This window comes from Streptomyces sp. Je 1-369 (genome assembly GCF_026810505.1).
Classification (GTDB): domain Bacteria; phylum Actinomycetota; class Actinomycetes; order Streptomycetales; family Streptomycetaceae; genus Streptomyces.
The window spans coordinates 6,144,155-6,170,471 of the sequence record NZ_CP101750.1 but is presented as its reverse complement, the minus strand read 5'-3'; the positions used below and the strand labels follow the sequence as shown (position 1 = coordinate 6,170,471).

The window sequence follows — 26,317 nt, the reverse complement described above, 5'->3', positions numbered from 1 at the left end:
GCGGGGCCCTCCGCCCCGGCGGTATCAGCCTGCGAGACCCCAGGACACGGTGTTGTCCACAGAGACGAGCGCGGCGAGCACGACGAGGTCGGCCACGCCGAGGCCGAGTCCGAGCAGCGCGCGGCCCCTGCGGGTGGTGCCGCGCCACAGCGCGATGGTCGCGAGGACGATCGCGATGGGGCCGAGGACGAGGTTCAGAACGAGCAGTCCGACCAGGCCGAGGATGAACGAGGCGACGGCCATGCCGTCGGTGTCGCGCCGCCCGGTGGGACGGGGCTCCTCGACCGGAGCGTCGGGGGCGGGTGCCGGTGCGGGTGCCGTATCGGCGTGCGGACGGGTGCGAGTTGCGGTGCTTCCCATGGTGCGACTCCTGGCAGGTGGAGGTGTCGTACGGAGAGATGGCGTACGGAGAGGTTCGTGTGGAGGGGTGTCGTGTGGAGAGGCGGGCTCAGCGGTGGCGCGCGCGACGCTCACGCACGGCGAAGACCGCGAGCCACACGCCGATCACGACGGCTGCGACGAGGCTGACCGGAAGCGGGGCGTGTGCCACGGAACCCATGGCGACACCCAGCAGCATCAGGGCGGCGACGATGAAGAGCACGGAAGATCCCTCTCTCGGTTCGGTGAACGCTTGTGGTTACAGTTGTTCACTGACTTAGAGAGTACTCCCTCTCCGGCTTTCAAAACTCGGAGAACAGTTGTTAACTGTATGGCATGAGTCACACCCTCGGCGTCCGGCAGGCCCAGAAGCAGAAGACCCGGCAGACACTCCTCGACGCGGCCCTCCAGCTGCTCGAGGAGCAGAGCCTCAGCAGCCTGGGCCTGCGCGAGGTCACCCGCGCCGCGGGCGTCGCCCCCACCGCCTTCTACCGGCACTTCCGCGACACCGCCGACCTGGGCGTGACCCTGGTCGAGGAGACCCTCGGCAGCCTGCACACGACGCTCACCGCGATGCTGGCGTCGGAGAAGGGCGACAGCGAGCAGCGCATCACGGGCACGGTCGAGCTGATAGCGGGATACGTCCACGCCCACCCCGCCCACGTCCGCTTCATCGCCCGCGAGCGGCACGGGGGCGTGCGGGCGGCGCGGGACGCGATCGGTGCGCAACTCGCCCTCTTCGCCAAGGAAGTGGCGGACCAGTTCGCCAATGAGCCCCCGACCTCGCAGTGGCCCGAGGACGATCTGCTGATGCTGGCGGGCATGTACGTCGACCACATGGTCATGACCGCGTCGGCGTTCCTGGACGCGGGTCCGGGAACTCCGGAGGAGGCGCGGGTGGCGGACGTCGCCCGCAGGCAACTGCGCCTGGTGGGTCTGGGCCGCGAACACTGGACGGACGAGCACTGACGCACTCCCCCGCCCCAAACCGGTCGACGCGGCCGTAAGGAGCTACTAGCCTTACGGTCATGACGTCCGCACGCGCAAGCGACACCTGGGACCTCGACCGGACCTACGCGGGACCCACCGGCACCGTGCGCTGGGCCGCCCTCGGCCCCGCCGACGCCCCGCCCGTCGTCCTCGTCCACGGCACGCCGTTCTCGTCGTACGTCTGGCGTGACATCGCCCGCTCCCTGGCGAGCGGCGGACACCGCGTGTACGTCTGGGACCTGCCGGGGTACGGCGCCTCGGAGATGCGGTCCGGGCAGGACGTGTCCCTCGCCGCGCAAGGCCGGGTCCTCGCCGAGCTCCTCGCCCACTGGGGCCTGGAGCGGCCCGCCGTCGTCGCCCACGACTTCGGCGGCTGCGTGGCCCTGCGCGCGCACCTGCTGCACGGCGCCCGCTACGAACGTCTCGCCCTCGTCGACCCGGTGGCGCTCGCCCCCTGGGGCTCCCCGAGCTACCGGCTGCTCGGTGAGAACGCCGACGTATTCGCGCAGCTGCCGCCCGCGCTGCACCGGGCCATGATCCGCGAGTACGTCGCATCGACGAGCCCGCGCGGACTGCACCCGGCCGTCCTCGACCGACTCGTCGAACCCTGGTGCACGGAGGAGGGGCAGGCCGCCTTCTACCGGCAGATCGCCCAGAACGACCAGCGGTTCACCGACGAGATCCAGGGCCGGTACGGCGAACTGGACCTGCCCGTGCTGATCTGCTGGGGCACGGAGGACCCCTGGATTCCCGTGGCCAAGGCCAAGGAGCTCGCGGGCCTCGTCCCCGGCGCCGAGCTGCGGCTGATCGAGGGCGCGGGACACCTCGTACAGGAGGACGCCCCGGCGGAGCTGGCGGGCGAGCTCACCCGCTTCCTCCGGATCTAGTCAGCTCAGCCGGGCCCGTGCCAGCTGGCGCGACTGGGCCACCAGGCGGTCCTCGCTGTCCCAGACCTCCGCGTCCTCCTCAAGGAAGCCGCCCGCGAGGTTGCGGGTGGTGATGGAGACGCGCAGCGGGCCCGGGGCGGGGCGGTGGCGGACGTGGACCGTCAGCTCCACGGTCGGGACCCAGCCGGTCAGGCCCATCTCGAAGGCGGTCGGCGGCAGCGCGTCCACGGCGAGCAGCAGCGACAGCGGGTCCGCGTCGCGGCCGTCCGCGAGGCCGAACCAGGCCCGCATCTCGCCCTTGCCGGACGGCTGCCCGAGCGCCCAGCCGAGGGTGGCGGGGTCGAGCTTGAGGAAGAGGCGGTCGGCGATGGCCGAACTGCCGGGCACCGGGCGGTGGTCGGGGGCGTCCTGCGCGCCGAAGCACTGGTCGAGCGGCGGGATGGCCGGCGGCTCGGCCGTGGTGCGCACGTCGTCGGGGAGCGCGTCGAGGTCGCCGTACGAGGCGAGCACGCGAATCCGTTCGACCTCGCGCCCCTCCTCGTCGTACTGGAAGAGCGAAGCCTGCCCGGTGGAGAGCGAACGGCCGCCGCGGACCACGTCCGTGCGGATGACGGCGGGGCCGGGGCTCGACGCGGTGAGGTAGTGCGCCGAGACGGTGAAGGGGTCGGCGTGCGGGAGGGCGTCCGCGAGGGCGCGGCCGATGACGGCGAGGAGGTAGCCGCCGTTGACGGCGCTGATGATCGTCCAGCCCGCGGAGAGTTCGGTGTCGTAGACGCCGGGTTCGCGCCGGGTGACCGCGGTGTCGCGGTCGAACTCGCTGTCGCCGATGCTCGCGGGCGCCGCTACGGGTGCTGCCGCGGGCGCCGCCGCCGGGGTTGGGGCTGTCGATGCCGCCGATGCTGCCGTTGCCATGCCAGCAACGTACAACAGGTAACTACTGAGCGGTAGCTTTTTCTGCGCTACGGCGTCTCCTCCGCCTCGGCCTCCACCGCCGTCGACCGCCGGTTCCACGCGCGCGGTGCCCGCCAGTGGTACCGCAGCGCGAGCAGCCGCAGCGTGAACGCCGTCACGACCGCGATGCTGCTGGTGACGGCCGTCAGCCGTTCGAAGTGGATGCACAGGGCGACCATCGTGGCGCCGACGATGGCGGGGACCGCGTACAGGTCGCGGTCCCAGCGCACCAGCGAGGGCACCTCGTTGGCGACGATGTCGCGGAGGACGCCGCCGCCCACGGCGGTCATCAGGCCGAGGGTCGCGGACGCCGTGAGGCCGAGCCCGTAGTCGTACGCCTTCGTCGTGCCCGTCACGCAGAACAGGCCGAGGCCCGCCGCGTCGAAGACGTTCACCGCGAGCTGGGTGCGCTCCACCTCCGGGTGCAGGAAGAAGACCAGTGCGGCCGCGAACAGCGGGGTGATGAAGTAGCCGAGGTCGGTGAAGGCGGCGGGCGGCACCGCCCCGATGACCAGGTCGCGGAAGAGCCCTCCGCCCAGCGCGGTGATCTCGGCGAGGACGGCGATGCCGAAGACGTCGAAGTTCTTGCGCACCGCGAGCAGGGCGCCGGAGATCGCGAAGACGAAGATCCCCACGATGTCGAGCGAATGCTGGACGGAGGGAGTGAACAGATCCAGGAGCACGCGCCATTCTTACCTGTGCGGAAGCGCCGTTCTCACCTGTGCGGAAGCGCCGGCTTCCCCTTCGTGAAGAGCCACGTGGTGAAGAGGTCGTCGAGCTGCTCGCCGGAGACCCTCTCGGCGAGCCGCACGAAGTCGGCGGTCGTCACGTTCCCGTTCCGGTGCTGCTTCACCCAGGTACGCAGCAGCTTGAAGAAGTCCTTGTCGCCGATGCGCTCCCTGAGCACCTGGAGGGTCATCGCGCCGCGCTGGTAGACGGCGGACGCGAACATCGTGTCGCGCTGCGGGTCGCCGACGACGATCTGCCAGAAGGCGGAGTCGGCGGGGCGCGAGTTGTAGCCCGCGAGGAAGGCGTCATGGGCGGTCTGGGTGCCCTTGTGCTCGCTCCACAGCCACTGGGAGTACGTCGCGAACCCTTCGTTGAGCCAGATGTGGTTCCAGGACGCGGGTGACACGGAGTCGCCGAACCACCGGTGGGCCACCTCGTGCGCGATGGTCGACTCGCTGCGGATCGCGGAGTACACCGGCTTGGTCTGGGTCTCCAGGGAGAAGCCCGCCTGCGGCATGTCGTCGACGATCGCGCCGGTCTCCTCGAAGGGGTAGGGGCCGAAGACCTTCGACCAGTGGTCGGTGACCTCGGCCGTGACGCCGTACACGTCGACGTTGTTGCTGTTCTCCAGGACGGGGTCGATGGCGACGTAGATCGGGGTCCCGCCCGGGGTCGTGCCCTTCTTCACGTCGAACTTGCCGATGGTGGCCGTGGCGAGATAGGTCGCCATGGGCTCGGACTCGCGCCAGTGGGCGACGGTCCGGCCGCCCTTGTCGTACGTGCCGACGAGGCGGCCGTTGGAGACCCCCGTCAGGCCCTTGGGCGCCTTGATGCGGATGTCGAAGGTCGCCTTGTCGGAGGGGTGGTCGCTGGCGGGGAACCAGGTGGACGCGGCGTTCGGCTCGCAGGCGACGAAGACGCCGTCGGTGGTCTTCATCCAGCCGTAGTCGGAGCCGAAGACGATGGGGCCGCTGAGCGGTTCCGGTACGCCGCCGTAGGTGACCGTCACCGTGAAGTTCTTGTTCTTGCGCAGGGCGTCGCGCGGCGTGATGCGCATTTCGTCGCCGGTGCGGGTGAACGGGGCGCGTCTGCCGTTCACTTCGACTCTGCTCACCGTCAGCTTCTGCAGGTCGAGGTCGAAGGACGACAGGTTCTGGGTGGCGCGGGCGGTGATCGTGGTGCGGCCTTCGAGGCGGTCGGTGTCGGGGTCGTAGGCGAGGTCGAGACCGTAGTGGCGTACGTCGAAGCCGCCGTTGCCGAGCTGGGGGAAGTACGGGTCGCCGACGCCCTCGGAGCCGGGGTGGGGCGCGGGTGCGGCGGCGATCAGGCAGAAGGAGAGCGCCGCGGTCGCGAGCGCGCCCAGACGTGCCGAACGGGAGAGTGCCATGAGTCTTCCCTTCGAACGCGATTCGATGGGGTGTCCGATTCACGGTCACGGACACGGAGACTCTGCACTCTCCCGATAGGGCATGTACATGACCCGGTACGCGTAGTTGGTCCGGGTCAACTTGCCTTACGCGTCAGTCGACTTCTGACCCTTCTCCTTCGAAGCCTTCGTGACGCCGGCCTCCGGCTTCGCGTCCGCCGCCTCCGCACTCTCCTCGGCCTTGGACACCACCGAAACCACCTCGATCGCCTCCTTGGCCACCGAGAGCAGCTTCGTGTCCTCGGGCGCCTGGTCCTCCGCGTTCTCCGGATGGTGGCACGCCACCTGGTGCCCGGTGGCCAGCGGGATCAGCGGCGGCTCCTTCGTCTTGCAGATCTCCGTCGCCTTCCAGCACCGCGTGTGGAAGCGGCAGCCGGTGGGCGGGTCGATCGGCGAGGGAACGTCGCCGCGGAGCAGGATGCGCTCGCTCTTGACGCCGCGCCGCCTGGGGTCCGGCACCGGCACCGCGGAGAGCAGCGCCTTGGTGTACGGGTGCATCGGCGTGGAGTAGAGGTCCTTGCGGTCCGCCAGCTCCACGATCTTGCCGAGGTACATCACCGCGATGCGGTCCGAGACGTGCCGGATGACCGACAGGTCGTGCGCGATGATCACGTACGTCAGGCCGAGCTCGTCCTGGAGGTCGTCCAGGAGGTTGACCACCTGGGCCTGGATGGAGACGTCGAGGGCCGAGACCGGCTCGTCCGCCACGACCAGCTTGGGACGGAGCGCCAGCGCCCGCGCGATGCCGATGCGCTGCCGCTGGCCGCCGGAGAACTCGTGCGGGTAGCGGTTGTAGTGCTCGGGGTTGAGCCCGACGCGCTCCAGCATCTCCTGCACGGTCTTCTTCACGCCGCCCTCGGGCTTGACACCCTGGAGCTTGAAGGGCGCGCCGACGATCGTGCCGATGGTGTGCCTGGGGTTCAGCGACGAGTACGGGTCCTGGAAGATCATCTGCACGTCGCGGCGGAACGGCCGCATGCCGCCCGTACTCAGGTGCGTGATGTCCGTGCCCTGGAACTCGACGCGGCCGCCGGTCGGCTCGAGCAACCGCGTGATCAGCCGCCCCATCGTCGACTTGCCGCAGCCGGACTCGCCGACGACGCCGAGGGTTTCCCCGGGGCGTACGTCGAAGGTGAGCCCGTCGACCGCCTGGACCGCCGCCACCTGGCGCTGGAGCAGCCCCTTCTTGATGGGGAAGTGCTTCACCAGGCCGTCGACCTTGAGCAGCGGCTCGGGCGAGCTCTGCGTCTGCGCCGGGATCGTCATCTCCTGGCCCTTCACGTCATCGTTCACAGCTTCGGCGCAATCTCTTCGGTCCAGATCCGGGTGCGCTCCTCCTGCGACATGTGGCAGGCGGAGTAGTGCCCGTCGGCCACCAGACGCAGTTCGGGGCGTTCGGTGCGGGTGATCTGGTCCTTGGGGATGTCCGCGTAGGGGCAGCGGGGGTTGAAGGCGCAGCCGCTCGGCAGGTTGATCAGGCTGGGCGGGGAGCCCTTGACCGGGATGAGCCGCTCGGTCTCCTCGCGGTCGATGCGGGGCATCGAGCCGAGCAGACCCCAGGTGTAGGGGTGCTGCGGTTCGTAGAAGACCTTCTCGGCGCTGCCGCGCTCGACGCACCGGCCGCCGTACATGACCAGGAGCTCGTCCGCCATCTCGGCGACCACGCCCAGGTCGTGCGTGATCATGATGACGGCGGAGCCGAACTCCTTCTGCAGGTCCCGGATGAGGTCGAGGATCTGCGCCTGGACGGTCACGTCGAGGGCGGTCGTCGGCTCGTCCGCGATGAGCAGCTCGGGGTTGTTGACGAGCGCCATGGCGATCATCGCGCGCTGGCGCATGCCGCCCGAGAACTCGTGCGGGTAGGAGTCGACGCGCTTGTCCGGCTGGGGGATCCCGACCCGGTCGAGCATGTCGATCGCCCGCTTGCGGGCGGTCTTCTTGTCGACGGCGTTGTGGACCCGGTACGCCTCGGTGATCTGCTTGCCGATGGTGTAGTACGGGTGCAGCGCGGAGAGCGGATCCTGGAAGATCATCGCCATCTCGCGGCCGCGCAGCTTGCGCACCTCGTCGGGCGGGGCGCTCAGCAGCTCGGTGCCGTCCAGCCAGATCTCGCCGGAGAGCTGCGCCTTGCGGGAGCCGTACTGGCCGGCGGTGTGCAGGCCGAGGATGCCGAGCGAGGTGACCGACTTGCCGGACCCCGACTCGCCCACGATGCCGAGGGTCTTGCCCTTCTCCAGCTGGAAGCTGAGCCCGTCGACGGACTTGACCACGCCGTCGTCGGTCGGGAAGTGCACCTTGAGGTCGCGCACCTCGAGGAAGGCGGAGGGAGCGGGCGAGCCGGTGACGGGCTCGCCCACCGCTGCTCCGCTCTTGGACAGTTCGGTCATCCCAGCCTCACTCGCGGGTCGATGACGGCGTACAGAAGGTCGACGACGAGGTTGGCCACGGCGATCGCGAGCGCCGCAAACAGGGTCACGCCGAGAATGACGGGCAGGTCCTTGCTGCTGATGGCCCTGACCGCTTCGAGGCCGAGCCCCGGCAGGTTGAACGTGGACTCGGTGAGCACGGCGCCGCCGAGGAGCACGCCGAGGTCGAGGCCGAAGACGGTGAGGATCGGGGTCATCGCGGAGCGCAGCGCGTGCCTGCGGATGACGGTGGCCTCGCCGAGGCCCTTGGCGCGGGCGGTGCGGATGTAGTCCTCGCCGAGCACTTCGAGCATGGTCGCTCTCGTGAGGCGGGCGTACATCGCCGCGTTGAGGAAGGCGAGGACGATCCACGGCAGGATCAGCGTCTGGAGCCAGACGTCGACCGAGTCGTCCGTACTGAGGCTGTCCGCGATCTTCACCCAGCCGAGCTGGTGGACGAAGATGCCCATCGCGATCATGCCGGTGAAGAAGACGGGGAGCGAGACACCGCCGAGGGCGATGGTCATCGCGGAGCGGTCCCAGATCGTGCCCCGCTTGAGCGCGGAGACGACACCGGTGGCGACACCGGCGGCGAGCCAGAGGACACAGGCGCCGGCGGCGAGCGCGGCGGTGACGGGCAGGGCTTCCTTGAGGGTCTCCCAGACGGGGGCCTCGGTGCGGAAGCTGTAGCCGAAGCAGGGCGCCGGGCAGTGCGTGACGTCACTGCCGTTGACGTAGTCGCGCCCCATCGGGATGCCCTTGATGAACTCCCAGAACTGGACGAGCAGCGGATCGTCGAGTCCCAGTTTGGTCCGGATGCCTTCGATCTGCTCGGCTCCGGTGGCCTTGCCGGCGAAGAGGACAGCGATGTCCTGTCCCGCCCACTTGGGCAGCATGAAGAAGACGGTGAAGGTCGCGAGCAGTACGACCAGCACCATGATGATTACGGCGATCAGGCGCCGGATGAGATAAGCAAGCACTGTGCGCGGCCCGGCGGTGGCCGGGACCCCCTTGTGAGGAGTCCCGGCCACCGCCCGGGGCCATCACCTGCCCTTCGGACTGGCGGGATTCGGCGGCGGTGGTACGAACAACTACTGCTTCCCTTGCGGGAATTGTGTGACGGCGGGTGTTACTTGACGACGCCGAGCGAGGCGTAGTCGTAACGGCCGTTGTAACCGTCGGACATGTAGGCGTTGGTCAGCCGCGACCCGCGCCAGGTGATGTTCTTCTCGTACAGGAAGGGCATCCAGTCGGCCTGGTCGAGGATCTTCTTGTCGAGTTCCTTGTAGATCTCGCCCGCCGCGGCCGGGTCGGTCTCCGCGATCGCCTTGTCGAAGAGCGCGTCGACCTTCTTGTCCTTGATCTGCGACTCGTTGTAGTTACCGGTCGGGTTCAGGAAGCGGCTGTCGAACAGCGGCTGCGCGTAGCCCTGGCCGGACGGGAAGTCCGGGCCCCAGCCGCTCATCGTCATGCCGTAGCCGCGCTTCTTCACGACGGAGGGCGAGCCGGTGATGCTGGAGGTGTCGGCGCCGTCGAGGGCGTCGACCTGGACCTTGATGCCGACCTTGTCGAGCGACTGCTGCAGCGCCTCGGCGGCGTCGACCTCACCCGGGTTGTTGCTGCGGGCGGTGAGCTTGGTGGTGAAGCCGGACGGCTTGTCGCACTTCTTCAGCTCGTCCTTGGCCTTGGCGACGTCGGGCTTGCCCTTGCGCTCCAGCACGCCGTACGGGTCGTACTTGCTGTAGCCGGGGATCGCCACCGGGAAGGTGCTGTTGGCGATGTCGCCGGCCGCGACCTTGCCGCCGCGGGTCTGCTGGATGCTCGCGAAGTCGGTCGCGTAGAACACGGCCTTGCGGCAGTGCTCGTTGTCGAACGGCTTGGCGTTGTGGACGAGCGCGACGTAGCGCACGAAGGACGTGTGCATGTTGTCGACGTTGCCGCGGTGGTCCGTGACGGCGCTGACGCGGCCGGACTGGGTCATGCCCGTGCCGTTGATGTCGAGGTCGAAGTCCCCCTCCATCAGCTTCTTGTCGTTCTCCTCCTGGTTGGCGGAGATCGTCACGTCGATCTTGTCGGGCAGCGCGGCGCGGATCGGGTCCGAGGACTTCTTCCACTTGTCGTTGCGGACCAGAACGATCTTCTTGTTCGACTTGTACGTCTCGAACTTGTACGGGCCCGAGGAGAACGGCCGCTGCGTGTACTTGGCCTTCGTGTCCTTGGCCTCCTTGACCGGCGAACCGGTGGGCATGGCCAGGAACTGCTCGAAGTCACCGTTGCGCTTGGGCAGCTTGAAGATGATCGTCTGGTCGTCGGGGGTCTCGATCGCGTCGAGGCCGCCCTTGTCCTTGTAGGGACCCTTGTACTTCGTCTTGGGGTCGAGCGTCTGGCGGATGTAGCCGGGGCCACCGGTGATGGTGTCCGTCGCCCAGGCGCGCTCGATGCCGTACTTGACGTCCTTGGCGGTCAGCTTGGAGCCGTCCTCCCAGGTGAGACCGTCACGCAGCTTGTACGTGTACGTCTTGCCGTCGTCGGAGATCTTCGCCGTGGAGGTGGCGAGGTCCGGGACCAGCTTCGTGCCCGCCTTGCCCGGCTTGGTGTCGTAGGTCACCAGCTGCCGGGTGTAGAAGCGCATGAAGTCCCACGTCATGCCGTAGTAGGCGCGCTGCGGGTCGGCGGAGTCCAGGTCCTGCTTGCCGACCATCTTCAGCGTGCCTCCCTTCTTCTTGGAAGGGTTGGCGATCTTGTTCAGCGCCGCGTTGTAGCCGGCACCCTTCGAGTCGCTGTCGCCACCGTCACCGCCGCCGCACGCCGTGGTGGTCACCAGCGCCGCGACGACGAGGGCCGCACCGCTGGTGAGCCGTCGTTTCGTGGAACCTGTGGGCATTTTCTCGTAACCTCCGAGATCGCGGTCCCTGGCCAAGTGCTGCCGGAGAACCATGGTGAGAGCCACCTGACATGCGGCAGGGGCAAGCCAGTTGGGACCTTCTAGCGCGTCCCCTTCGGGTCGAGCGCATCACGCAGCCCGTCGCCGAAGAGGTTGAAGGCCAGGACGGTGATGAAGATCGTGACGCCCGGGAAGACCATGAACATCGGGTCGTGCTCGTACGTCTTGAGTGCGTCACGCAGCATGCCGCCCCACGAGGCCGTCGGCGGCTTGACGCCGGCGCCGAGGAAGCTGAGGGCCGCCTCCGTGAGGATGTTGGTCGGGATCATCAGCGTCGCGTAGACGGTGATGGGGGCGACCAGGTTGGGCAGCAGTTCACGGAACAGGATGTGGCGCTTGCCGCCGCCGAGACTGCGGGCCGCTTCCACGTACTCGCGCTCACGGAGCGAGAGCGTCTGGCCGCGGACGATGCGGCCGACATACGGCCAGCCGAAGAAGCCGATGACCATGACGAGGATCGCGACGCGCACGCTGGTGCCCTGGAGGCCGAGCAGGTCGTCGGGGAGTACGGAGACCAGCGAGATGATGAAGAGCAGCTGCGGGAACGAGAGCAGCACGTCCATCACGCGGCTGATCAGGGCGTCGACCCAGCCGCCGAAGTAACCGGCGATGATCCCGAAGAGGGTGCCGAGCGCCACGGCCACGATGGCCGCGAGGAACGCGACCAGGAGCGAGATCCGCGCGCCGAAGACGATGCGGCTGAAGACGTCGCGGCCCTTGTTGGGCTCGACTCCGAAGAGGAAGTCGCCGCTGACGCCGCCGAGTGCACCCTTGGGGAGGCCGGTCAGCTCGTCGAGCTCCTCCTGGTGGAATTCGTTGGGGTCGTGGCCCAGCAGGTTCACGATCAGGGGCGCGAAGATGGCGACAAGCACCAGGAGCAGCACGGTGATGCCGCCGGCCAGGGCGACCTTGTCCCGCTTCAGGCGGTTCCAGGCGATCTGCTTGAGGGACCGGCCCTCGACCCTTTTCACCCCTGCATCAACTGCGGGGGCGACGTCCTGGGTCGGGTCCGCGTCCGCAGGTGTGTCATGCAATGGTGCCGTCATCGTGGCAGGGACCCCTCTCAACCGGTGGTGACCGGCCCGCACTTGCCGCTGTAGCGACGTGATCAGTCCGTCGTACACAGGGGCGGAGGCCCCTGGAGCGGGAGTCTTCATCCACGTCGCGATCTGTTACCAGACTTGACGGGGAAAGGATGCGCAACCGTGATGCTGATCGAGGTGTTCCGTTATCCGGACGCGAGTGAACGAGGGGCGAACACGGGGCAGTTGGGTCGCAAGGCGCCACAGGAGCCCATAGGCCCCCACCTGCACTACAACGGACATCGCGTCCGTCGGCGCTGCTCAGTACTGGGCGGGGTAGCCGTATCCGCCGGCGGGCGCCGGGGCCGCCTGGGCCTCGCGGTCGTAGAACGGCCTGGCATTGGCTCGTAGCCACATCGCGACCGGGTCGTAATCGTCGGACATCGCGACCGTCGAGACGGGCAGGCCCTCGGGGACGGCGGGGATGGACTGGCGCATCATCGTGCGCACCGCGTCGACCGCCGGCGGCGACGTGTCGTACACGTCGAGACCGATGGCCAGATATGGCGCTCCGAGGGCGGGCTGCACCCAGGCGCGGCGCAGCGAGCGGACCACGGGGGTGCGGTGGGCGTTCTGCGTCAACAGAGCGTAGAACTGGGGGATTTCGATGCTCGGCTCGGTGAGCCGGAGGGGCCCGGCGGGCAGCAGGTCCAGGCCCGAGGCGATGCGGCGCAGGTCCAGCCAGGGGATGCCGACGCCGCCGCCGTGTGCGTGCGGGTTGAGCCAGAGGCCGTAGTGGTCGGGGTAGAGGGTGCGGGAGATGTCGATGCCGCGCACCACTTCATAGCTGCGGTTCCAGCCACTCGCGGACAGCTCCTGGGCGGAGGTCACACACGGTGCGTAGCCGAGCCCCTCCACTTCCATGTTCCCGTACTGGGCGTCGGGGGAGCCCGCCTGGCCGTGCCAGAGCAGCATCCACACCTGGTCGGCGGCGAGTGCGCGCAGCAGTGCCTCGTACGCGTCGTAACGCCCCGGCGTCACCTGGCGCAGCAACTGCTCGACCTGCTGCCCGGCCGCGGCCGTGCCCGACGCACTCACCCGTAACCGCCCCTTCGCGACGAACGTGGTGCCCCCACGGGAGACGATGGAGGGCAGAAGAATGCAACCAGCTTAAGCGGCGACGCGGTGGTAGAACGGTCGCACCTTCGCCCTCAGCCAGTCGCCGACCGGGTCCTGTGCCACGTCGAGCAGCACCAGGTTCACCGGCCACGGGACCGGCACCTGTCCGAGGGCCCGGCCGAGCGCCTCCATGGGGAGGTCGCGCGCGTTGCCGTCCCAGGTGGACAGCTCGACGCCGACGAAGAGCGTCGGGTCGTCCGTCTCCACGGCGGCCAGACAGCGGCGCGCGGTCAGCACGATGCCCGCGGCCTCGAACTCCCGGCCTGCGGCGGCGAGGAAGTCGACCGGGTCGTGCTGCCAGTCCGGCTCGAAGAGGCGGACGCGCCCGCCGGTGCTCGGGCCGTCCAGCTCGGTGCGGCCGGTCCTGCAGAGCTCGGCGACGGCCGGCGGCGGCAGCGGGACGCCGACGGTGCCGTCCGGGTTCAGCGCGATGCCCAGCTGCGGGGGCAGGCCGCGGGCGAACTCCACGGCGGGCGCCACGGTGACGCCCATCCGGTCCGCCGCGTCGCCGAGCGCCTGGCGGAACTGCTGCTCGGAGGTGAAGACGGGGACGTACGCCTGTCCTTCGATCTCCAGGGTCGGCAGGTCCAGGGTGCCGCTGTCGGGGCCGCCGCCGTTGGGCAGCGGTATCCAGAGGTGGCTGCGGCCGAGCACCTCGATGATGCGGGCGCCCGCCGACTCGTGGGCGCCCAGTGAGGCCGCGAGGACCTCCTCCAGTTCGTTGCCCGGCCATCCGCCGTACGGATGGGCATGTGCCTGCGCCGGAAAGTCCATCTGTCCAACCCCTGCTCGCGACCGCTCTGCCTGCGGCTCGAACCCTAACGCCGGGCCCGCTCACCGGTCGAAGGCGATCACCCGCAGGGCCTGCGCGGCCGCGCGGTCGAGGAGCACCGCGGAGCGGCAGCCGCGCGGCAGGTCACCGCGCTCGGTGGCGGCGACGAGCCGGCCGACCGTCCTGCGGTGGCGTGCGAACGCGTACCGGGAGACGCCGCGGCCCCGCTCGTGCTGGCCCCGCAGCGCGGTGTCCACGGGGACGTCGAGCATCAGGAGGTGCAGGGCCGTGCCGCGGCGGGCGGTCTCGCGGGCGAGCCAGCGGCGCACCCAGGCCTGGGTGCCGCAGTCGTGCACGACTGCGCTCGCCCCGGAGCGCAGGATGCGGCGCAACGTCGCGTAGTGCGCGAGGCGGACCAGGGGGCGGTACGCCGCGTACGGCAGCAGCCGCGGCATGCGGCGGGCCCAGCGGTCGCGGGTGTCCTGGGAGTCGATGCGGGGGCCGGTGACGGCCTGCCGCATCAGGGTCGATTTTCCGCCGCCGGGCAGCCCGGAGACGACGACCAGGTCGCCCTCGCCGAACGTGAGGCGGCGCGGGCTGTGGCCGGCCCGCTGCCGCAGGTCGCGGACGACGGCGACGGGGAGCGGACCGCAGCTCTCCGCGGCCGGGGCGCAGGTCTGTTCGGGCAGCGCCTTGGACAGCGCTTTGGGCAGTCCCACCCCCGTGGAAGTGGCGTAGAGACTCGTCCTGCTGCGCACCGTGATCGGCCTCCCCATAGCGGTCACGTACTGCATCCCCACCAAGTGTAAAGAGAAGGTAATGCGGCACAAGAGCATTCCGGAGTGACGGGACCGGTGAACGGACCCGTGACGGGACCCGTTGCCGGGCACCGCTCCCCCTGGACAGGGTCGCGTGCAATGATGTGCGCGCCAACTCCATACAGGCCGTTCGAATCCGCGCGGGAGAGTCTCCGGAACCAAGCTTTTGGGCTGGGTACCCGGGGCGCCGAAGGAGCAAGCCCCTCCCTTGAATCTCTCAGGCCCCGTACCGCGCGGGCGAGGCACATCTGAAAAGCGGGCCGCCCCGGCGGTCCCACCCAAGGTGCAAGCCGGCGTCTCACTGGTCGAGACACTCCCGGCGAACCTCTCAGGTTCCGATGACAGATGGGGAGGATCGACCTCGCCCGTCATGCCCTGGGAGTTCCCTTCATGAGCACTGCCCCCCGTCTGACCGCCCTCGACGCCGTCCATCGCGCGCTCGGCGCGACCATGACCGACTTCGCGGGCTGGGACATGCCGCTGCGGTACGCCAGCGAGCGCGACGAGCACAACGCCGTGCGCACCAAGGCAGGCCTCTTCGACCTGTCGCACATGGGCGAGATCACCGTCGGCGGCCCCGAGGCCGTGGACTTCCTGAACTACGCGCTGGTCGGCAACATCGGCTCCATCGGCGTCGGCCGCGCCCGCTACACCATGATCGTCGCCGAGGACGGCGGCATCCTGGACGACCTGATCGTCTACCGGCTCGGCGAGCCCGACGCCCCGGAGTACATGGTCGTCGCCAACGCCTCGAACGCGCAGGTCGTCCTGGACGCGCTCACCACCCGCGCCGACGGCTTCGACGTCGAGGTCCGCGACGACCGCGAGGCGTACGCGCTGCTCGCCGTCCAGGGCCCCGAGTCCCCCGGCATCCTGAAGTCCCTCACCGACGCGGACCTGGACGGCCTGAAGTACTACGCGGGCCTGCCCGGCACCGTCGCGGGTGTCTCCGCCCTGATCGCCCGCACGGGCTACACGGGGGAGGACGGTTTCGAGCTGTTCGTCTCCCCCGGTGACGCGGAGAAGCTGTGGGGCGCGCTGATGGAGGCGGGCACGCCGGTCGGCATGGTCCCGGCCGGCCTCTCCTGCCGCGACACGCTGCGCCTGGAGGCGGGCATGCCGCTGTACGGGCACGAGCTGACCGCCGGGCTCACGCCGTTCGACGCGGGCCTCGGCCGGGTCGTGAAGTTCGAGAAGACCAGCCGGTCGGACTCGTTCCTCGGGCGTGCCGCGCTCGCGGCCGCCGCCGAGCGCGCGGAAACCGCCCCGCCGCGCAAGCTGGTCGGCCTGATCGCCGAGGGCCGCCGCGTCCCGCGCGCCGGTTTCCCGGTGGTCGCGGACGGCAAGGTGATCGGCGAGGTCACCTCCGGCGCCCCGTCCCCGACGCTGGGCAAGCCGATCGCGATGGCGTACGTCGACGCGGAGCACGCGGCGCCGGGCACCGAGGGTGTCGGCGTGGACATCCGCGGCACCCACGAGCCGTACGAGGTCGTGGCGCTGCCGTTCTACAAGCGCCAGAAGTGACTGCCGCGTCAGAAGTGACCCCCCGCACATCCTTCCCGTTCCGCAGCACCCACCCGCGTACAGGAGAATTCAGGTCATGAGCAACCCCCAGCAGCTTCGTTACAGCAAGGAGCACGAGTGGCTCTCGGCCACCGAGGACGGCGTGGCGACCGTCGGCATCACCGAGCACGCGGCCAACGCGCTCGGTGACGTCGTCTTCGCGCAGCTCCCCGAGGTCGGTGACACGGTGACCGCGGGCGAGTCCTGCGGCGAGCTGGAGTCGACCAAGTCGGTCAGCGACCTCTACGCCCCGGTGACCGGCGAGATCGTCGCCGCCAACCAGGACGTCGTGGAGGACCCGTCGCTGGTCAACTCCGCCCCGTTCGAGGGCGGTTGGCTGTTCAAGGTTCGTATCTCGGGCGAGCCGGACGACCTGATGTCCGCCGACGAGTACACCGCATTCACCGCCGGCTGACCCATACCGATAGGGATCGTGTGATGTCGCTTCTGAACACCCCCCTCCACGAGCTGGACCCGGACGTCGCCGCCGCCGTCGACGCCGAGGTCCACCGCCAGCAGTCGACCCTGGAAATGATCGCCTCGGAGAACTTCGCTCCGGTCGCGGTCATGGAGGCCCAGGGCTCGGTCCTGACCAACAAGTACGCCGAGGGCTACCCCGGCCGCCGCTACTACGGCGGCTGCGAGCACGTCGACGTCGCCGAGCAGATCGCGATCGACCGGGTCAAGGACCTGTTCGGCGCCGAGTACGCGAACGTGCAGCCGCACTCCGGCGCCTCCGCCAACCAGGCCGCCCTCTTCGCGATCGCCCAGCCCGGCGACACGATCCTCGGCCTTGACCTCGCGCACGGCGGCCACCTCACGCACGGCATGCGCCTGAACTTCTCCGGCAAGCAGTTCAACGTGGTCGCCTACCACGTGGACGAGGCCGGTCTGGTCGACATGGCCGAGGTCGAGCGCCTCGCCAAGGAGAACAACCCGAAGGTGATCATCGCGGGCTGGTCGGCCTACCCGCGCCACCTGGACTTCGCCGAGTTCCGCCGGATCGCCGACGAGGTCGGCGCGAAGCTCTGGGTCGACATGGCGCACTTCGCCGGTCTGGTCGCCGCGGGTCTGCACCCGAACCCGGTGCCGTACGCGGACGTGGTCACCTCCACCACGCACAAGACGCTCGGCGGCCCGCGCGGCGGCATCATCCTGGCCCGCAGCAAGGAGTTCGCGAAGAAGCTGAACTCCGCGGTCTTCCCCGGCTTCCAGGGCGGCCCGCTGGAGCACGTCATCGCCGCCAAGGCCGTCTCCTTCAAGGTCGCCGCGTCGGACGACTTCAAGGAGCGCCAGCAGCGCACCCTGGACGGCGCCCGCATCCTGGCCGAGCGCCTGGTGCAGGACGACGCGAAGGCCGTCGGCGTCGACGTCCTCTCCGGCGGCACGGACGTGCACCTGGTCCTGGTGGACCTGCGCAACTCCGAGCTCGACGGCCAGCAGGCCGAGGACCGCCTCCACGAAGTCGGCATCACGGTCAACCGCAACGCGGTCCCGAACGACCCGCGCCCCCCGATGGTCACCTCGGGCCTGCGGATCGGCACCCCGGCGCTCGCCACGCGCGGCTTCGAGGCGGACGACTTCCGCGAGGTCGCCGACATCATCGCCGAGGCCCTGAAGCCGGACTTCGACGCGGCGTCCCTCAAGGCCCGTGTGACCGCTCTGGCCGACAAGCACCCCTTGTACCCCGGCCTGAAGTAGTTCCGTACCCTCTGTTTGTACGCTTTTGTTCGTATGCCGTTGTTCATACGTACGAAACATCGGGGCACCCCGCACACTGGAGAGTGAGCGAGGTGCCCCGCACCACGTCCCGCACCGCCTTGTACTTCTGCATCACCCCGGCAGACAACGGCGTCTACCAACCACCATTGGAGTTCTCGTGGCCATCTCGGTCTTCGACCTGTTCTCGATCGGCATCGGCCCGTCCAGCTCCCACACGGTCGGTCCCATGCGCGCGGCCCGCATGTTCGCGAGCCGCCTCAAGAACGAGGGCCTGATGGCCCACACGACGGCGATACGGGCGGAGCTGTACGGCTCGCTCGGCGCGACCGGCCACGGCCACGGCACGCCGAAGGCCGTCCTGCTCGGCCTGGAGGGCGAGTCGCCCCGCACGGTGAACGTGGAGGGCGCCGACGACCGCGTCGAGGAGATCAAGAGCGGCGGCCGCATCAACCTGCTCGGCATGCACGAGATCGACTTCGATTTCGACGAGGACCTGATCCTGCACCGCCGCAAGGCCCTGCCGTACCACGCCAACGGCATGACGATCTTCGCGTACGACCGCGAGGGCGGCCTCGTCCTGGAGAAGACGTACTACTCCGTAGGCGGCGGTTTCGTCGTGGACGAGGACGCCGTGGCGGGCGAGAACCCGATCGTGCCGGACGACACCGTCCTGCGGCACCCCTTCCGCACCGGCGACGAGCTGCTCCGCCTCACGGAGGAGACGGGCCTGTCCATCTCCGCGCTGATGCTGGAGAACGAGAAGGCGTGGCGCACCGAGGACGAGATCCGCGCGGGTCTGCTCGACATCTGGGGCGTCATGCAGTCCTGCGTGTCGCGCGGCATGTCCCGCGAGGGCATCCTGCCGGGCGGCCTCAAGGTGCGCCGCCGCGCCGCGAACTCGGCCAGGCAGCTGCGCGCCGAGGGCGACCCGCAGGCCCGCGCCATGGAGTGGATCACGCTCTACGCGATGGCGGTGAACGAGGAGAACGCCGCGGGCGGCCGCGTGGTCACCGCGCCCACGAACGGCGCGGCGGGCATCATCCCCGCCGTCCTGCACTACTACATGAACTTCGTGCCCGGCGCCGACGAGGACGGCGTGGTCCGCTTCCTGCTGGCGGCCGGCGCGATCGGCATGCTCTTCAAGGAGAACGCCTCGATCTCCGGCGCCGAGGTCGGCTGCCAGGGCGAGGTCGGCTCCGCCTGCTCGATGGCGGCGGGCGCGCTCGCCGAGGTCATGGGCGGCTCCCCCTCCAAGGTCGAGAACGCCGCCGAGATCGGCATGGAGCACAACCTGGGCCTGACCTGCGACCCGGTCGGCGGCCTCGTTCAGATCCCGTGCATCGAGCGCAACGGCATGGCGGCGGTCAAGGCCGTCACCGCCGCGAAGATGGCGATGCGCGGCGACGGCTCCCACAAGGTGTCCCTCGACAAGGTCATCAAGACGATGAAGGAGACGGGCGCCGACATGAGCGTCAAGTACAAGGAGACCGCGCGGGGCGGTCTCGCGGTGAACATCATCGAGTGCTGAGGAGCTGAGCCGTCGAGCCGCGGACGACGAGTTCCGGCTCGAAGAGCAGCTCGCCGGGGTGCGGCTGGGTGCCGCGGATCTGGGCGGACAGCAGGTCGACCGCCGCGCGGCCCATCGCCTCGATGGGCTGGCGCACGGTCGAAAGGGGCGGCTCGGTGCAGGTCATGAACGCCGAGTCGTCGTAGCCGACGACGGAGACGTCGCCGGGGACGGAGAGGCCCTTGCGGCGGGCCGCCCTGATGGCGCCGAGGGCGAGCGGGTCGCTGCCGCAGACGATGCCGGTGACGCCGCGCTCCATGAGGCGCGCGGCGGCCGCCTGGCCGCCCTCCAGGGAGAAGATCGACCGCTCGACGAACGCGTCGGGCAGCTCCATGCCCGCGGCCGCGGCGACGTCGCGGGCGGCCGCGAGCTTGCGGCGCGAGGGCACGTGGTCGGCCGGACCGAGGACGAGGCCGATCCGTTCGTGACCGAGCGAGGCGAGGTGGCGCCACGCCTGTTCGACGGCGACGGCGTCGTCGCACGCGACGCAGGGGAAGTCGATGCCTTCGATCGACGCGTTGATCAGGACGACCGGGATGTCCCGCTCGGCGAGGCGCCGGTAGTGGTCGTGCGGCGCGTCGGCCTCCGCGAAGAGGCCGCCCGCGAAGACGACCCCGGAGACGTGCTGCTGGAGCAGGAGGTCCACGTAGTCGGCCTCGGAGACGCCGCCCCTGGTCTGCGTGCACAGCACCGGTGTGAGGCCCTGCTGTGCGAGGGCGCCGCCGATGACCTCGGCGAACGCGGGGAAGATCGGGTTCTGGAGCTCGGGCAGGACGAGGCCGACGAGCCGGGCGCGCTCGCCGCGCAGTTGCGTCGGCCGCTCGTAGCCGAGGACGTCCAGGGCCGTCAGCACGGACTGTCGGGTGGCGGCGGAGACACCGGGCTTGTCGTTGAGGACACGGCTGACCGTGGCCTCGCTGACCCCCACCTTCTTCGCAACTTGAGCAAGTCGTCGCGTCATGGCCGCAAGAATAGCGCAAGGCCTGCAAGCCAGTTACGTAAACGGCCGCCCGGAATCCGGACGGCCGTGTACGTATATGTCTCCTCCGCGGGTCAGGGCTGCATGGTGAGCTCGAACGTGGACGTGTCGTTCTTGATGTCCTGCCCGTTGCCGCTCAACTTGGGCCGTATGAACGTCGCTTCACCGACGGCGGGTCCCTGGCCCGCCTCCGGCATCTCGTTGACGTAGATGCCGATCGGCGCGCCCGTGATCGACACGTCGGTGAAGACCGTGTCCTTGACCGGGAACTCGGGTTGGCTGCCCGTGTACTTCGTCTGGAACATCACCCCGTGGAACGTCGGGTCGACGATGTCGACGTTGTTCACGCGGATCCCCTGGAAGACCTTCGACGCGGAGAACGCCCAGATGGCCGGGAAGTCCTGGCCCTTCCAGAAGGTGCCGCCGGCCCGCTCGACCGTGATGTTCTCGAACGTGGTCGGATCCTTGCCGAAGCCGTTCATCGGGTAGCCGAAGTCCAGCGAGGAGATGGTGATGCCGGAGTAGACGAGGGTGTCGGCGATGCGGCTGTTGCGGAAGGTGTTGTTGTAGCCGCCGTAGACCGCGAAGCCCGCCGCGCGCCAGGTCAGGAGCGAGGTCAGGTTCTCGTATACGTTGTTCTTCATGTCCGCGCCGCCCGCGTCGATGGCGGAGAAGAGGGCGAAGCTGTCGTCGCCCGTGGCCCGCGCCTCGTTGTTGGCGACCAGGTTGTCCGTGCTGCCGTTGGTCATGTTGACGCCGTCGGCGAACATGTTGCGGATCCGCGAGTTCTTGATGGTCATGCGGTCCGTGTTGGCGCCCCAGTAGAGGCACACCATGTGCTCGTTCCAGATGTCGTCGATGGTGATGTCGGAGACGTTCTGGAAGTCGAAGACCTTGCCGGGCCCGTCGATGCGGGACGTGTAGTTGCCGAAGTAGGCGAAGCCCGCGAAGGACGAGCCCTTGGCGCTCGCCTCGGCACGGAATCCGACGTCCGTGTTGTCCTGGCTCCTCGGCGCGTGGAAGCGGGTGAACCAGGGCCCGGCGCCGACGACCTGGACGGCCTTTCCGTAGACCTGGAACTTGTTGCTCGTCTCGTAGTCGCCGGGCGGCAGGTAGACGCCCGTCAGCTTGCCGCTGGTGTCCATGCGGACCTTGTCCAGGGCGTTCTGCACGTCCTGGTGGGTGAATCCGGCGGGCACGGTGTAGGCGGCCGGGTCGGGGTTGGCCTTCGCCGCGACCTGTTCCAGGTCGATGAAGTCGATGGCGTAGCGGGAGGTGTTGGCGCTGTCCTTCTGCAGCTTGATCTTGCTGCCCGCCTTCACCGTCCCGTCGAGCACGACGTGCGCCTCGTCGTAGATGTGCCGGGCAGGACCGGCTCCCGGCGAGTTGCCCGGCGAGGCCTCGTCCCCGTACAGCCAGGCGTACTTGGAGGTGAGGTCGATGGCCTTGCGGAAGGTGCCGTCCACGTAGACGTTCAGGGTCGCCTGGGTGCCTCCGCCGCCGGGGGCGTCCGGGATGGAGAAGCGGGTGACCAGGGTGTTGGTGTCCTGCTTGGCGGTGAACTCCACGGACTCGCCGGTCGAGTTCAGCGTGACGGCCTTGCGACCGGACGCCTCACCCGCCAGGTCGCCGACGGTGCGGTTGGGGCCGACGGTCTTCGCGCCGCCCGCGAGGACGCCGTCCTCCGCCTCGTAGGTGTCGTAGGGCATGTCGGCGCCGCGGCCGACGAACAGGGAGTGCGTAGTGGTGTTGTTCTCGCGCTTGACCGGCAGTTCGTTGGCGTCGTCGGCGATGACCGTGCGGATCGTGAAGCGGCCGTCCCCCGCGGTCCAGGTGCCGAGCTTGACCGGCGCCGTGGTGTCGCCCGCGCCGATCACACCGTTGTGCTCGCCGGTCAGGGTCTTCAGTGTGGCGCCCTTGTCATCCTGGAGGATGAGCTTGATGCCGTGAGCGCCGGACGCGGACGCCTTGGTGCCCTGGTTCTTGACGGCGACACTGAAGGTGACCTCTTTGCCCTTGGAGGGTGCGGACGGCGTCCAGCTCACCGGGGACGCCACCAGGTCGGAGGAGTCGACCGGCTTGACCACGAGCGGGCTCGGCCCTGTGTAGGTGTTGTTGCCCTCGTCCTGTTCGATCACCTCGTTCTTGGTGTCCACCTCCGCGCTGAAGGGGTACGAGCCCGCGTCGCGTGCGCCGGTCCTGGCGCTCACCGTCGTCGACTCGCCCGCGCCGAGCGCGCCCACGGCCGCCGTGCCCGCCTTGTCGCCGCCGAGCCGGAAGACGGCGTCGGTGGCCGTCGACGCCTCGGTGCCGCGGTTGCGCACGGTCGCGGTCAGGGTCAGCTCGTCGGTCTCGGTCGGCGCCTCGGGGGCGTACGACAGTTTGGTGATCTCCAGGTCGGGGTTGGCCGCCGGGGCGCCCATGACCTGGAACTCGGCGACCTGCCCGGCCGTGGCGCCGCTGTTCGCGGTGAACCGCAGGCGCACGTCGGCGACCTTGGCCGACACCGGGATGGTGACGGTGTTCTGGTTGCCGGACGGGCTGAAGGAGTACTCCTTCTCCCCCACCAGCGAGGTGAAGTCGGCGGCCTTCTGCTCCCGGCCGAGTACCTGCACCTTCTGGGTGCGGGCGCCCCACCCGGCGTCCGGGTTGAGCTTGAGCACGACCGCGTCGACGTCGGCGTTGGCGCCGAGCTCGACGGTCAGGGTGTTGGGGTAGCTGCCTGCGGCACCCTCCCAGTAGGTGGACGTCTGTCCGTCGTTGGCGTTCTCGGCGACGAAGGTGTGGATCACCGAGGAGGCGCTGATCGGCTTGGACTCGGCGAGGTTCTTGTTGCCGCCGCCGGGCCGGGTCACGGTGTTGCTGTGCGCCGAGACGTTCCCTGCCGCGTCGCGGGCCCGGACCGTGTAGGAGACGGTGACGCTCGCGGAACGGGTGTCGGTGTACGTCGTCACGTCGTCGGCCACGGACTTCAGGAGCTTGCCGTCCGCGTACACGTCGTACGCCGTGACCTTCACGTTGTCGTCCGACGCGCCCCACGCCAGCTTGATCTCACCGCCGGAGGGCTGGCTGAGGGTGAGGTTCGTGGGGGCGGTCGGTGCCTGGGTGTCGCCCGATTCGCCCTTGCGGGTCACGGTGTTGCTGTTCGGTGACGCGTTGCCGACCGCGTCGCGGGCCCGCACGTAGTACGTGACGGTGGCGCTCGCGGGGCGCGTGTCGGTGTACGTGCGCACGTCACCGGCGACGCTGGTGAGCAGCTCCCCGTTGGCGTAGACGTCGTACGCGGTCACGCCCTTGTCGTCGTCGGAGGCGTCCCAGGCGAGCTTGACGCGGCCGGGCTCCGGTTCGGTGAGGGCGAGGTTCTTCGGGGCGGTGGGGGCCTGGGTGTCGCCGCCCGCCGGGCCGTAGATCTCCAGCTCGGACAGCTGGCCCGCGGGCTGCGCGGTGTTGGCGGTGATCAGGACGCGGACGTAGCGGGTGGTGACGGTGTCGAGGGCGAGGGTCGCGGAGTGTTCCGACGCCTTGGTGAAGGCGTACTCCTTCGACGCGGTCAGGTCGGTGAAGTCCGAGCCGTCGGTGCTGCCCTGGACCTTGAGGGTCTGGCTGCGGTCGCCCCATTCCTCGGGCACGCGCAGGACCACCTCGTCGATCCGTGCGGAGCTGCCGAGGTCGGCCTGGATCCACTGCGGGAGCTTGCTGTTCTCGCTCTCCCAGTAGGTGGCGCGGTTGCCGTCGTTGGCGTGGGCGGCGGTGTAGTCCTGGGTGTGGCCGCTCGCCTTGAGGGTCTTGCCGAGCGCCAGGTTCACCGAGGCGTCGGCGGCCGCGTGCACCCGCAGTTCGGCGAGCTGGGCGGCGGGCCAGCCGGTGTTGGCGGTGATGTGCACCCGTACGAAACGGGTCTGCGCGGACGGGAAGCGGATCGTCACCGTGTTGGCGGAGCCGGGCTCGAAGGAGCGGGCCCCGGACGCGGCGAGGGTGCTGAAGCCGCTGCCGTCGGTGCTGCCCTGCACGGACAGGGTCTGCTTGCGGGCCTCCCAGGCCGGGGGCAGCTTGAGGACGACCTCGTCGACGCGGGTGCCGCGGCCGAGGTCGACCTGCACCCACTGCGGCAGGTCGGACGACGCACTCTCCCAGTACGTGCCCGCGTCGCCGTCGGTGATGTGGGCTGCGCCGTACTCCGCCTTGGCGCCGCTCGCCTTGGCGGGCTTGCCCGCGGCCAGGTCGGGGCCGCCCGCCGCGGCGGCGGGCAGGGCGGGCAGGCCGAGGAGGAGCAGCGCCGCGGTGAGAGCGGTGGCGAAGGGCCGCCACCACCTGTGTGGTCTTCGGGCCTGTGCGTCTCTGATGCGTTCCATGACGTGTGGGGCTCCCTCACTGTCGAGCACGCAGCTTTTGGCGTGAAGCAGTGGGAGAATTGCAGAGAACTGTCGAGTTGACTACAGCCAACACGGAAGTCGTGACACCTCACAGCGGGCCACCCTCCACGCGGCAATCCGATTTTTGCAATCTTCGTTCAAGTTCTTGCGCGCCCGGTTGCGTCGATGGTTATGTATGCGCCGCACCGCCCGGCACCCGCAGCACGGACGTACAGCACGACCCGGAGGGGGTCTCCCGATGTCATCCACGAGCAGCCGAACACTCTCGCTCGCCACCGTGACCGTTCTCGCACTGGCCGCGCTCACCGCGTGCGGCACCAGCAGCGACGGCGCCGAATCGGATTCCGGCGGCAAGGTGAAGCTCGACGTCAACGGGCAGCCGCCCAAGACCCAGGCCTTCGAGCGCAAGCTCTACGACAAGCACGTGCAGCAGTTCGAGAAGGCCAACCCGGACATCGACATCGTGCCCCACGAGGGCTTCATGGACCCGAAGACCTTCAACGCGAAGCTCGCGGGCGGCAAGCTGGAGGACGTCTTCTACGTCTACTTCACCGACACCCGGTCCCTGATCGAGAAGAAGCAGGCCGCGGACATCACGGACGCCGTGAAGGACATGCCGCGCCGCGGCGACCTCCAGGACCCGCTGATGAAGATCTTCCAGAACGACGAGGGCCGCCAGTACGGCCTGCCGACGTCGAACTACTCGATGGGACTCATCTACAACCGCGCCCTGTTCGAGAAGGCCGGCCTCGACCCCGACCAGGCACCGAAGACCTGGGCGGACGTCCGCAGGGCCGCCAGGAAGATCGCCGCGCTCGGCGACAACACCGTGGGCTACGCCGACTTCTCCAAGAACAACCAGGGCGGCTGGCACTACACGGCCGAGCTGTACTCGCGCGGCGGCCGGATCGCGGCCGAGAGCGACGGCAAGTGGAAGGCCGCGTTCAACACGCCGGAGGGCAAGGCCACCTTCCAGGACCTCTACGACATGCGCTGGAAGGACGACTCCATGGGCAGCAAGCAGCTGCTCCAGGTCGAGGACGTCCAGCGGATGATGGGCTCCGGAAAGCTCGGCATGTACGTCGCGGCCGCCGACAACATCACCGTCATCGCCAAGCAGTTCGGCGGGAAGTACGCGGACTACGCGCTCGCCCCCGTACCGGACGCGAAGTCCACGCTACTCGGCGGCGAGGGCTACATGTTCAACCCCAAGGCGTCCCCGGCGAAGATCAAGGCCGGCGTCAAGTGGATCCAGTGGCGCTACCTCAACCCCGACGTCATCGAGAAGAACGTCGCCGACTACGCCGACGCGAAGCTCCCCGTCGGCATCCCGATGCCGACCGTCCCCGACGTCTTCGAGGGCGCGGTCCGCGACCGGATCGAGAAGGCCAAGCAGGACAAGGCGAACATGCCGACCGGCAACTACCAGGCGTTCATGGACTCCGCGCCCAAGGTGCCCGGCGTGATCGAACCGCCGAAGGCCCAGGAGGTCTACGCGGTACTCGACTCGGCGATGCAGTCCGTCCTCACCAAGGAGGACGCCGACATCGACGCCCTGCTCGACGACGCCGAGAACAAGGTCAACGCGATCTACGACGCCTCCTGATGAGCG

22 protein-coding genes and 1 riboswitch are annotated in these 26,317 nt (G+C 69.3%); of the genes, 7 read left to right on the top strand and 15 right to left on the bottom strand.

Annotation, left to right across the window (positions count from 1 at the left end; all coding sequences use genetic code 11):
* Positions 1-24: 24 nt before the first annotated feature.
* On the bottom strand, positions 25-360 hold the full coding sequence (locus tag NOO62_RS28060) for a hypothetical protein (protein ID WP_268773606.1): 336 nt from the start codon (positions 358-360) through the stop codon (positions 25-27).
* Positions 361-448: 88 nt separating this feature from the next.
* Positions 449-601, bottom strand: a complete 153-nt coding sequence (locus NOO62_RS28055) for a hypothetical protein (RefSeq protein WP_268773605.1) — start codon at positions 599-601, stop codon at positions 449-451.
* A gap of 113 nt (positions 602-714) precedes the next feature.
* Between NOO62_RS28055 and NOO62_RS28050 the strand changes: the two genes are divergently transcribed.
* Positions 715-1,347: a TetR family transcriptional regulator gene (locus NOO62_RS28050; protein WP_268773603.1), complete on the top strand. Its 633-nt coding sequence runs from the start codon at positions 715-717 to the stop codon at positions 1,345-1,347.
* A gap of 59 nt (positions 1,348-1,406) precedes the next feature.
* Positions 1,407-2,255: an alpha/beta fold hydrolase gene (locus tag NOO62_RS28045; protein WP_268773602.1), complete on the top strand. Its 849-nt coding sequence runs from the start codon at positions 1,407-1,409 to the stop codon at positions 2,253-2,255.
* Here NOO62_RS28045 and NOO62_RS28040 read toward each other — a convergent pair whose 3' ends face one another.
* From NOO62_RS28040 to NOO62_RS27990, 11 genes are all read right to left on the bottom strand, one after another.
* Positions 2,256-3,167: a thioesterase family protein gene (locus NOO62_RS28040; RefSeq protein WP_268773601.1), complete on the bottom strand. Its 912-nt coding sequence runs from the start codon at positions 3,165-3,167 to the stop codon at positions 2,256-2,258.
* A gap of 47 nt (positions 3,168-3,214) precedes the next feature.
* Positions 3,215-3,889 carry a trimeric intracellular cation channel family protein gene (locus NOO62_RS28035; RefSeq protein WP_268773600.1) on the bottom strand — a complete coding sequence of 225 codons (675 nt, stop codon included), beginning with the start codon at positions 3,887-3,889 and terminating at the stop codon, positions 3,215-3,217.
* 32 nt (positions 3,890-3,921) lie between these two features.
* Entirely contained in the window at positions 3,922-5,322 is a 1,401-nt protein-coding gene (locus NOO62_RS28030; RefSeq protein WP_268773599.1) for a M1 family metallopeptidase, read from the bottom strand.
* Positions 5,323-5,448: 126 nt separating this feature from the next.
* The gene (locus tag NOO62_RS28025) at positions 5,449-6,627 is read right to left on the bottom strand and encodes an ABC transporter ATP-binding protein (protein ID WP_268775819.1); all 1,179 of its coding nucleotides are present in this window, start codon (positions 6,625-6,627) and stop codon (positions 5,449-5,451) included.
* 23 nt (positions 6,628-6,650) lie between these two features.
* Positions 6,651-7,748 (bottom strand): ABC transporter ATP-binding protein, encoded by a 1,098-nt coding sequence (locus NOO62_RS28020; RefSeq protein ID WP_268773598.1) that lies wholly within the window; start codon positions 7,746-7,748, stop codon positions 6,651-6,653.
* The gene (locus tag NOO62_RS28015) at positions 7,745-8,746 is read right to left on the bottom strand and encodes an ABC transporter permease (protein WP_268775818.1); all 1,002 of its coding nucleotides are present in this window, start codon (positions 8,744-8,746) and stop codon (positions 7,745-7,747) included. The genes NOO62_RS28020 and NOO62_RS28015 overlap by 4 nt, the downstream gene beginning before the upstream one ends.
* Positions 8,747-8,895: 149 nt before the next feature.
* Positions 8,896-10,650, bottom strand: coding sequence for an ABC transporter substrate-binding protein (locus NOO62_RS28010; RefSeq protein ID WP_268773597.1), 1,755 nt, complete (start codon positions 10,648-10,650; stop codon positions 8,896-8,898).
* 101 nt (positions 10,651-10,751) lie between these two features.
* On the bottom strand, positions 10,752-11,756 hold the full coding sequence (locus NOO62_RS28005; RefSeq protein WP_268773596.1) for an ABC transporter permease: 1,005 nt from the start codon (positions 11,754-11,756) through the stop codon (positions 10,752-10,754).
* A gap of 297 nt (positions 11,757-12,053) precedes the next feature.
* The gene (locus NOO62_RS28000; protein WP_268773595.1) at positions 12,054-12,830 is read right to left on the bottom strand and encodes an enhanced serine sensitivity protein SseB C-terminal domain-containing protein; all 777 of its coding nucleotides are present in this window, start codon (positions 12,828-12,830) and stop codon (positions 12,054-12,056) included.
* Positions 12,831-12,902: 72 nt separating this feature from the next.
* Complete coding sequence (locus NOO62_RS27995; protein ID WP_268773594.1) at positions 12,903-13,685, bottom strand: enhanced serine sensitivity protein SseB; 783 nt, start codon at positions 13,683-13,685, stop codon at positions 12,903-12,905.
* Between the two features lie 60 nt (positions 13,686-13,745).
* Positions 13,746-14,477 (bottom strand): AAA family ATPase, encoded by a 732-nt coding sequence (locus NOO62_RS27990; RefSeq protein WP_268773593.1) that lies wholly within the window; start codon positions 14,475-14,477, stop codon positions 13,746-13,748.
* Between the two features lie 155 nt (positions 14,478-14,632).
* A riboswitch (glycine riboswitch) is annotated at positions 14,633-14,743 on the top strand.
* 148 nt (positions 14,744-14,891) lie between these two features.
* Here NOO62_RS27990 and gcvT point away from each other — a divergent pair.
* The 4 genes from gcvT to NOO62_RS27970 all read left to right on the top strand — a co-directional run bounded on the left by gcvT (position 14,892) and on the right by NOO62_RS27970 (position 19,314).
* Positions 14,892-16,025, top strand: a complete 1,134-nt coding sequence (gcvT, locus tag NOO62_RS27985; protein ID WP_268773592.1) for a glycine cleavage system aminomethyltransferase GcvT — start codon at positions 14,892-14,894, stop codon at positions 16,023-16,025.
* Positions 16,026-16,101: 76 nt separating this feature from the next.
* Positions 16,102-16,479 carry a glycine cleavage system protein GcvH gene (gene gcvH / locus NOO62_RS27980; protein ID WP_098244917.1) on the top strand — a complete coding sequence of 126 codons (378 nt, stop codon included), beginning with the start codon at positions 16,102-16,104 and terminating at the stop codon, positions 16,477-16,479.
* A 23-nt stretch (positions 16,480-16,502) separates the two neighbouring features.
* Positions 16,503-17,765 carry a serine hydroxymethyltransferase gene (gene glyA, locus NOO62_RS27975; protein ID WP_268773591.1) on the top strand — a complete coding sequence of 421 codons (1,263 nt, stop codon included), beginning with the start codon at positions 16,503-16,505 and terminating at the stop codon, positions 17,763-17,765.
* 178 nt (positions 17,766-17,943) lie between these two features.
* A complete protein-coding gene (locus tag NOO62_RS27970; RefSeq protein ID WP_268773590.1) occupies positions 17,944-19,314 on the top strand; it encodes an L-serine ammonia-lyase in 1,371 nt (456 codons plus the stop codon).
* On the opposite strand, the gene NOO62_RS27965 is transcribed toward NOO62_RS27970, so the two are convergent.
* Both NOO62_RS27965 and NOO62_RS27960 read right to left on the bottom strand, forming a co-directional pair.
* The gene (locus NOO62_RS27965; RefSeq protein ID WP_268773589.1) at positions 19,301-20,314 is read right to left on the bottom strand and encodes a LacI family DNA-binding transcriptional regulator; all 1,014 of its coding nucleotides are present in this window, start codon (positions 20,312-20,314) and stop codon (positions 19,301-19,303) included. The two genes, NOO62_RS27970 and NOO62_RS27965, sit on opposite strands and share 14 nt — an antisense overlap.
* 92 nt (positions 20,315-20,406) lie before the next feature.
* Positions 20,407-24,684 (bottom strand): discoidin domain-containing protein, encoded by a 4,278-nt coding sequence (locus NOO62_RS27960; protein WP_268773588.1) that lies wholly within the window; start codon positions 24,682-24,684, stop codon positions 20,407-20,409.
* A 259-nt stretch (positions 24,685-24,943) separates the two neighbouring features.
* On the opposite strand from NOO62_RS27960, the gene NOO62_RS27955 reads away from it, so the two are divergent.
* Positions 24,944-26,311: an ABC transporter substrate-binding protein gene (locus NOO62_RS27955; RefSeq protein ID WP_268773587.1), complete on the top strand. Its 1,368-nt coding sequence runs from the start codon at positions 24,944-24,946 to the stop codon at positions 26,309-26,311.
* Positions 26,312-26,317 lie beyond the last annotated feature (6 nt).

Excerpts from the sequence above, each read along its gene's own strand:
- NOO62_RS27990 (WP_268773593.1), bottom strand. The coding sequence starts at position 14,477 with ATGCAGTACGTGACCGCTATGGGGAGGCCGATCACGGTGCGCAGCAGG.
- NOO62_RS28025 (WP_268775819.1), bottom strand. The coding sequence starts at position 6,627 with ATGACGATCCCGGCGCAGACGCAGAGCTCGCCCGAGCCGCTGCTCAAG.
- NOO62_RS28045 (WP_268773602.1), top strand. The coding sequence starts at position 1,407 with ATGACGTCCGCACGCGCAAGCGACACCTGGGACCTCGACCGGACCTAC.
- NOO62_RS27955 (WP_268773587.1), top strand. The coding sequence starts at position 24,944 with ATGTCATCCACGAGCAGCCGAACACTCTCGCTCGCCACCGTGACCGTT.
- NOO62_RS27995 (WP_268773594.1), bottom strand. The coding sequence starts at position 13,685 with ATGGACTTTCCGGCGCAGGCACATGCCCATCCGTACGGCGGATGGCCG.
- NOO62_RS28020 (WP_268773598.1), bottom strand. The coding sequence starts at position 7,748 with ATGACCGAACTGTCCAAGAGCGGAGCAGCGGTGGGCGAGCCCGTCACC.
- NOO62_RS28005 (WP_268773596.1), bottom strand. The coding sequence starts at position 11,756 with ATGACGGCACCATTGCATGACACACCTGCGGACGCGGACCCGACCCAG.
- NOO62_RS28050 (WP_268773603.1), top strand. The coding sequence starts at position 715 with ATGAGTCACACCCTCGGCGTCCGGCAGGCCCAGAAGCAGAAGACCCGG.
- NOO62_RS28040 (WP_268773601.1), bottom strand. The coding sequence starts at position 3,167 with ATGGCAACGGCAGCATCGGCGGCATCGACAGCCCCAACCCCGGCGGCG.
- NOO62_RS28060 (WP_268773606.1), bottom strand. The coding sequence starts at position 360 with ATGGGAAGCACCGCAACTCGCACCCGTCCGCACGCCGATACGGCACCC.
- gcvT (WP_268773592.1), top strand. The coding sequence starts at position 14,892 with ATGAGCACTGCCCCCCGTCTGACCGCCCTCGACGCCGTCCATCGCGCG.
- NOO62_RS28010 (WP_268773597.1), bottom strand. The coding sequence starts at position 10,650 with ATGCCCACAGGTTCCACGAAACGACGGCTCACCAGCGGTGCGGCCCTC.
- NOO62_RS28030 (WP_268773599.1), bottom strand. The coding sequence starts at position 5,322 with ATGGCACTCTCCCGTTCGGCACGTCTGGGCGCGCTCGCGACCGCGGCG.
- NOO62_RS27965 (WP_268773589.1), bottom strand. The coding sequence starts at position 20,314 with ATGACGCGACGACTTGCTCAAGTTGCGAAGAAGGTGGGGGTCAGCGAG.
- glyA (WP_268773591.1), top strand. The coding sequence starts at position 16,503 with ATGTCGCTTCTGAACACCCCCCTCCACGAGCTGGACCCGGACGTCGCC.
- NOO62_RS27960 (WP_268773588.1), bottom strand. The coding sequence starts at position 24,684 with ATGGAACGCATCAGAGACGCACAGGCCCGAAGACCACACAGGTGGTGG.
- gcvH (WP_098244917.1), top strand. The coding sequence starts at position 16,102 with ATGAGCAACCCCCAGCAGCTTCGTTACAGCAAGGAGCACGAGTGGCTC.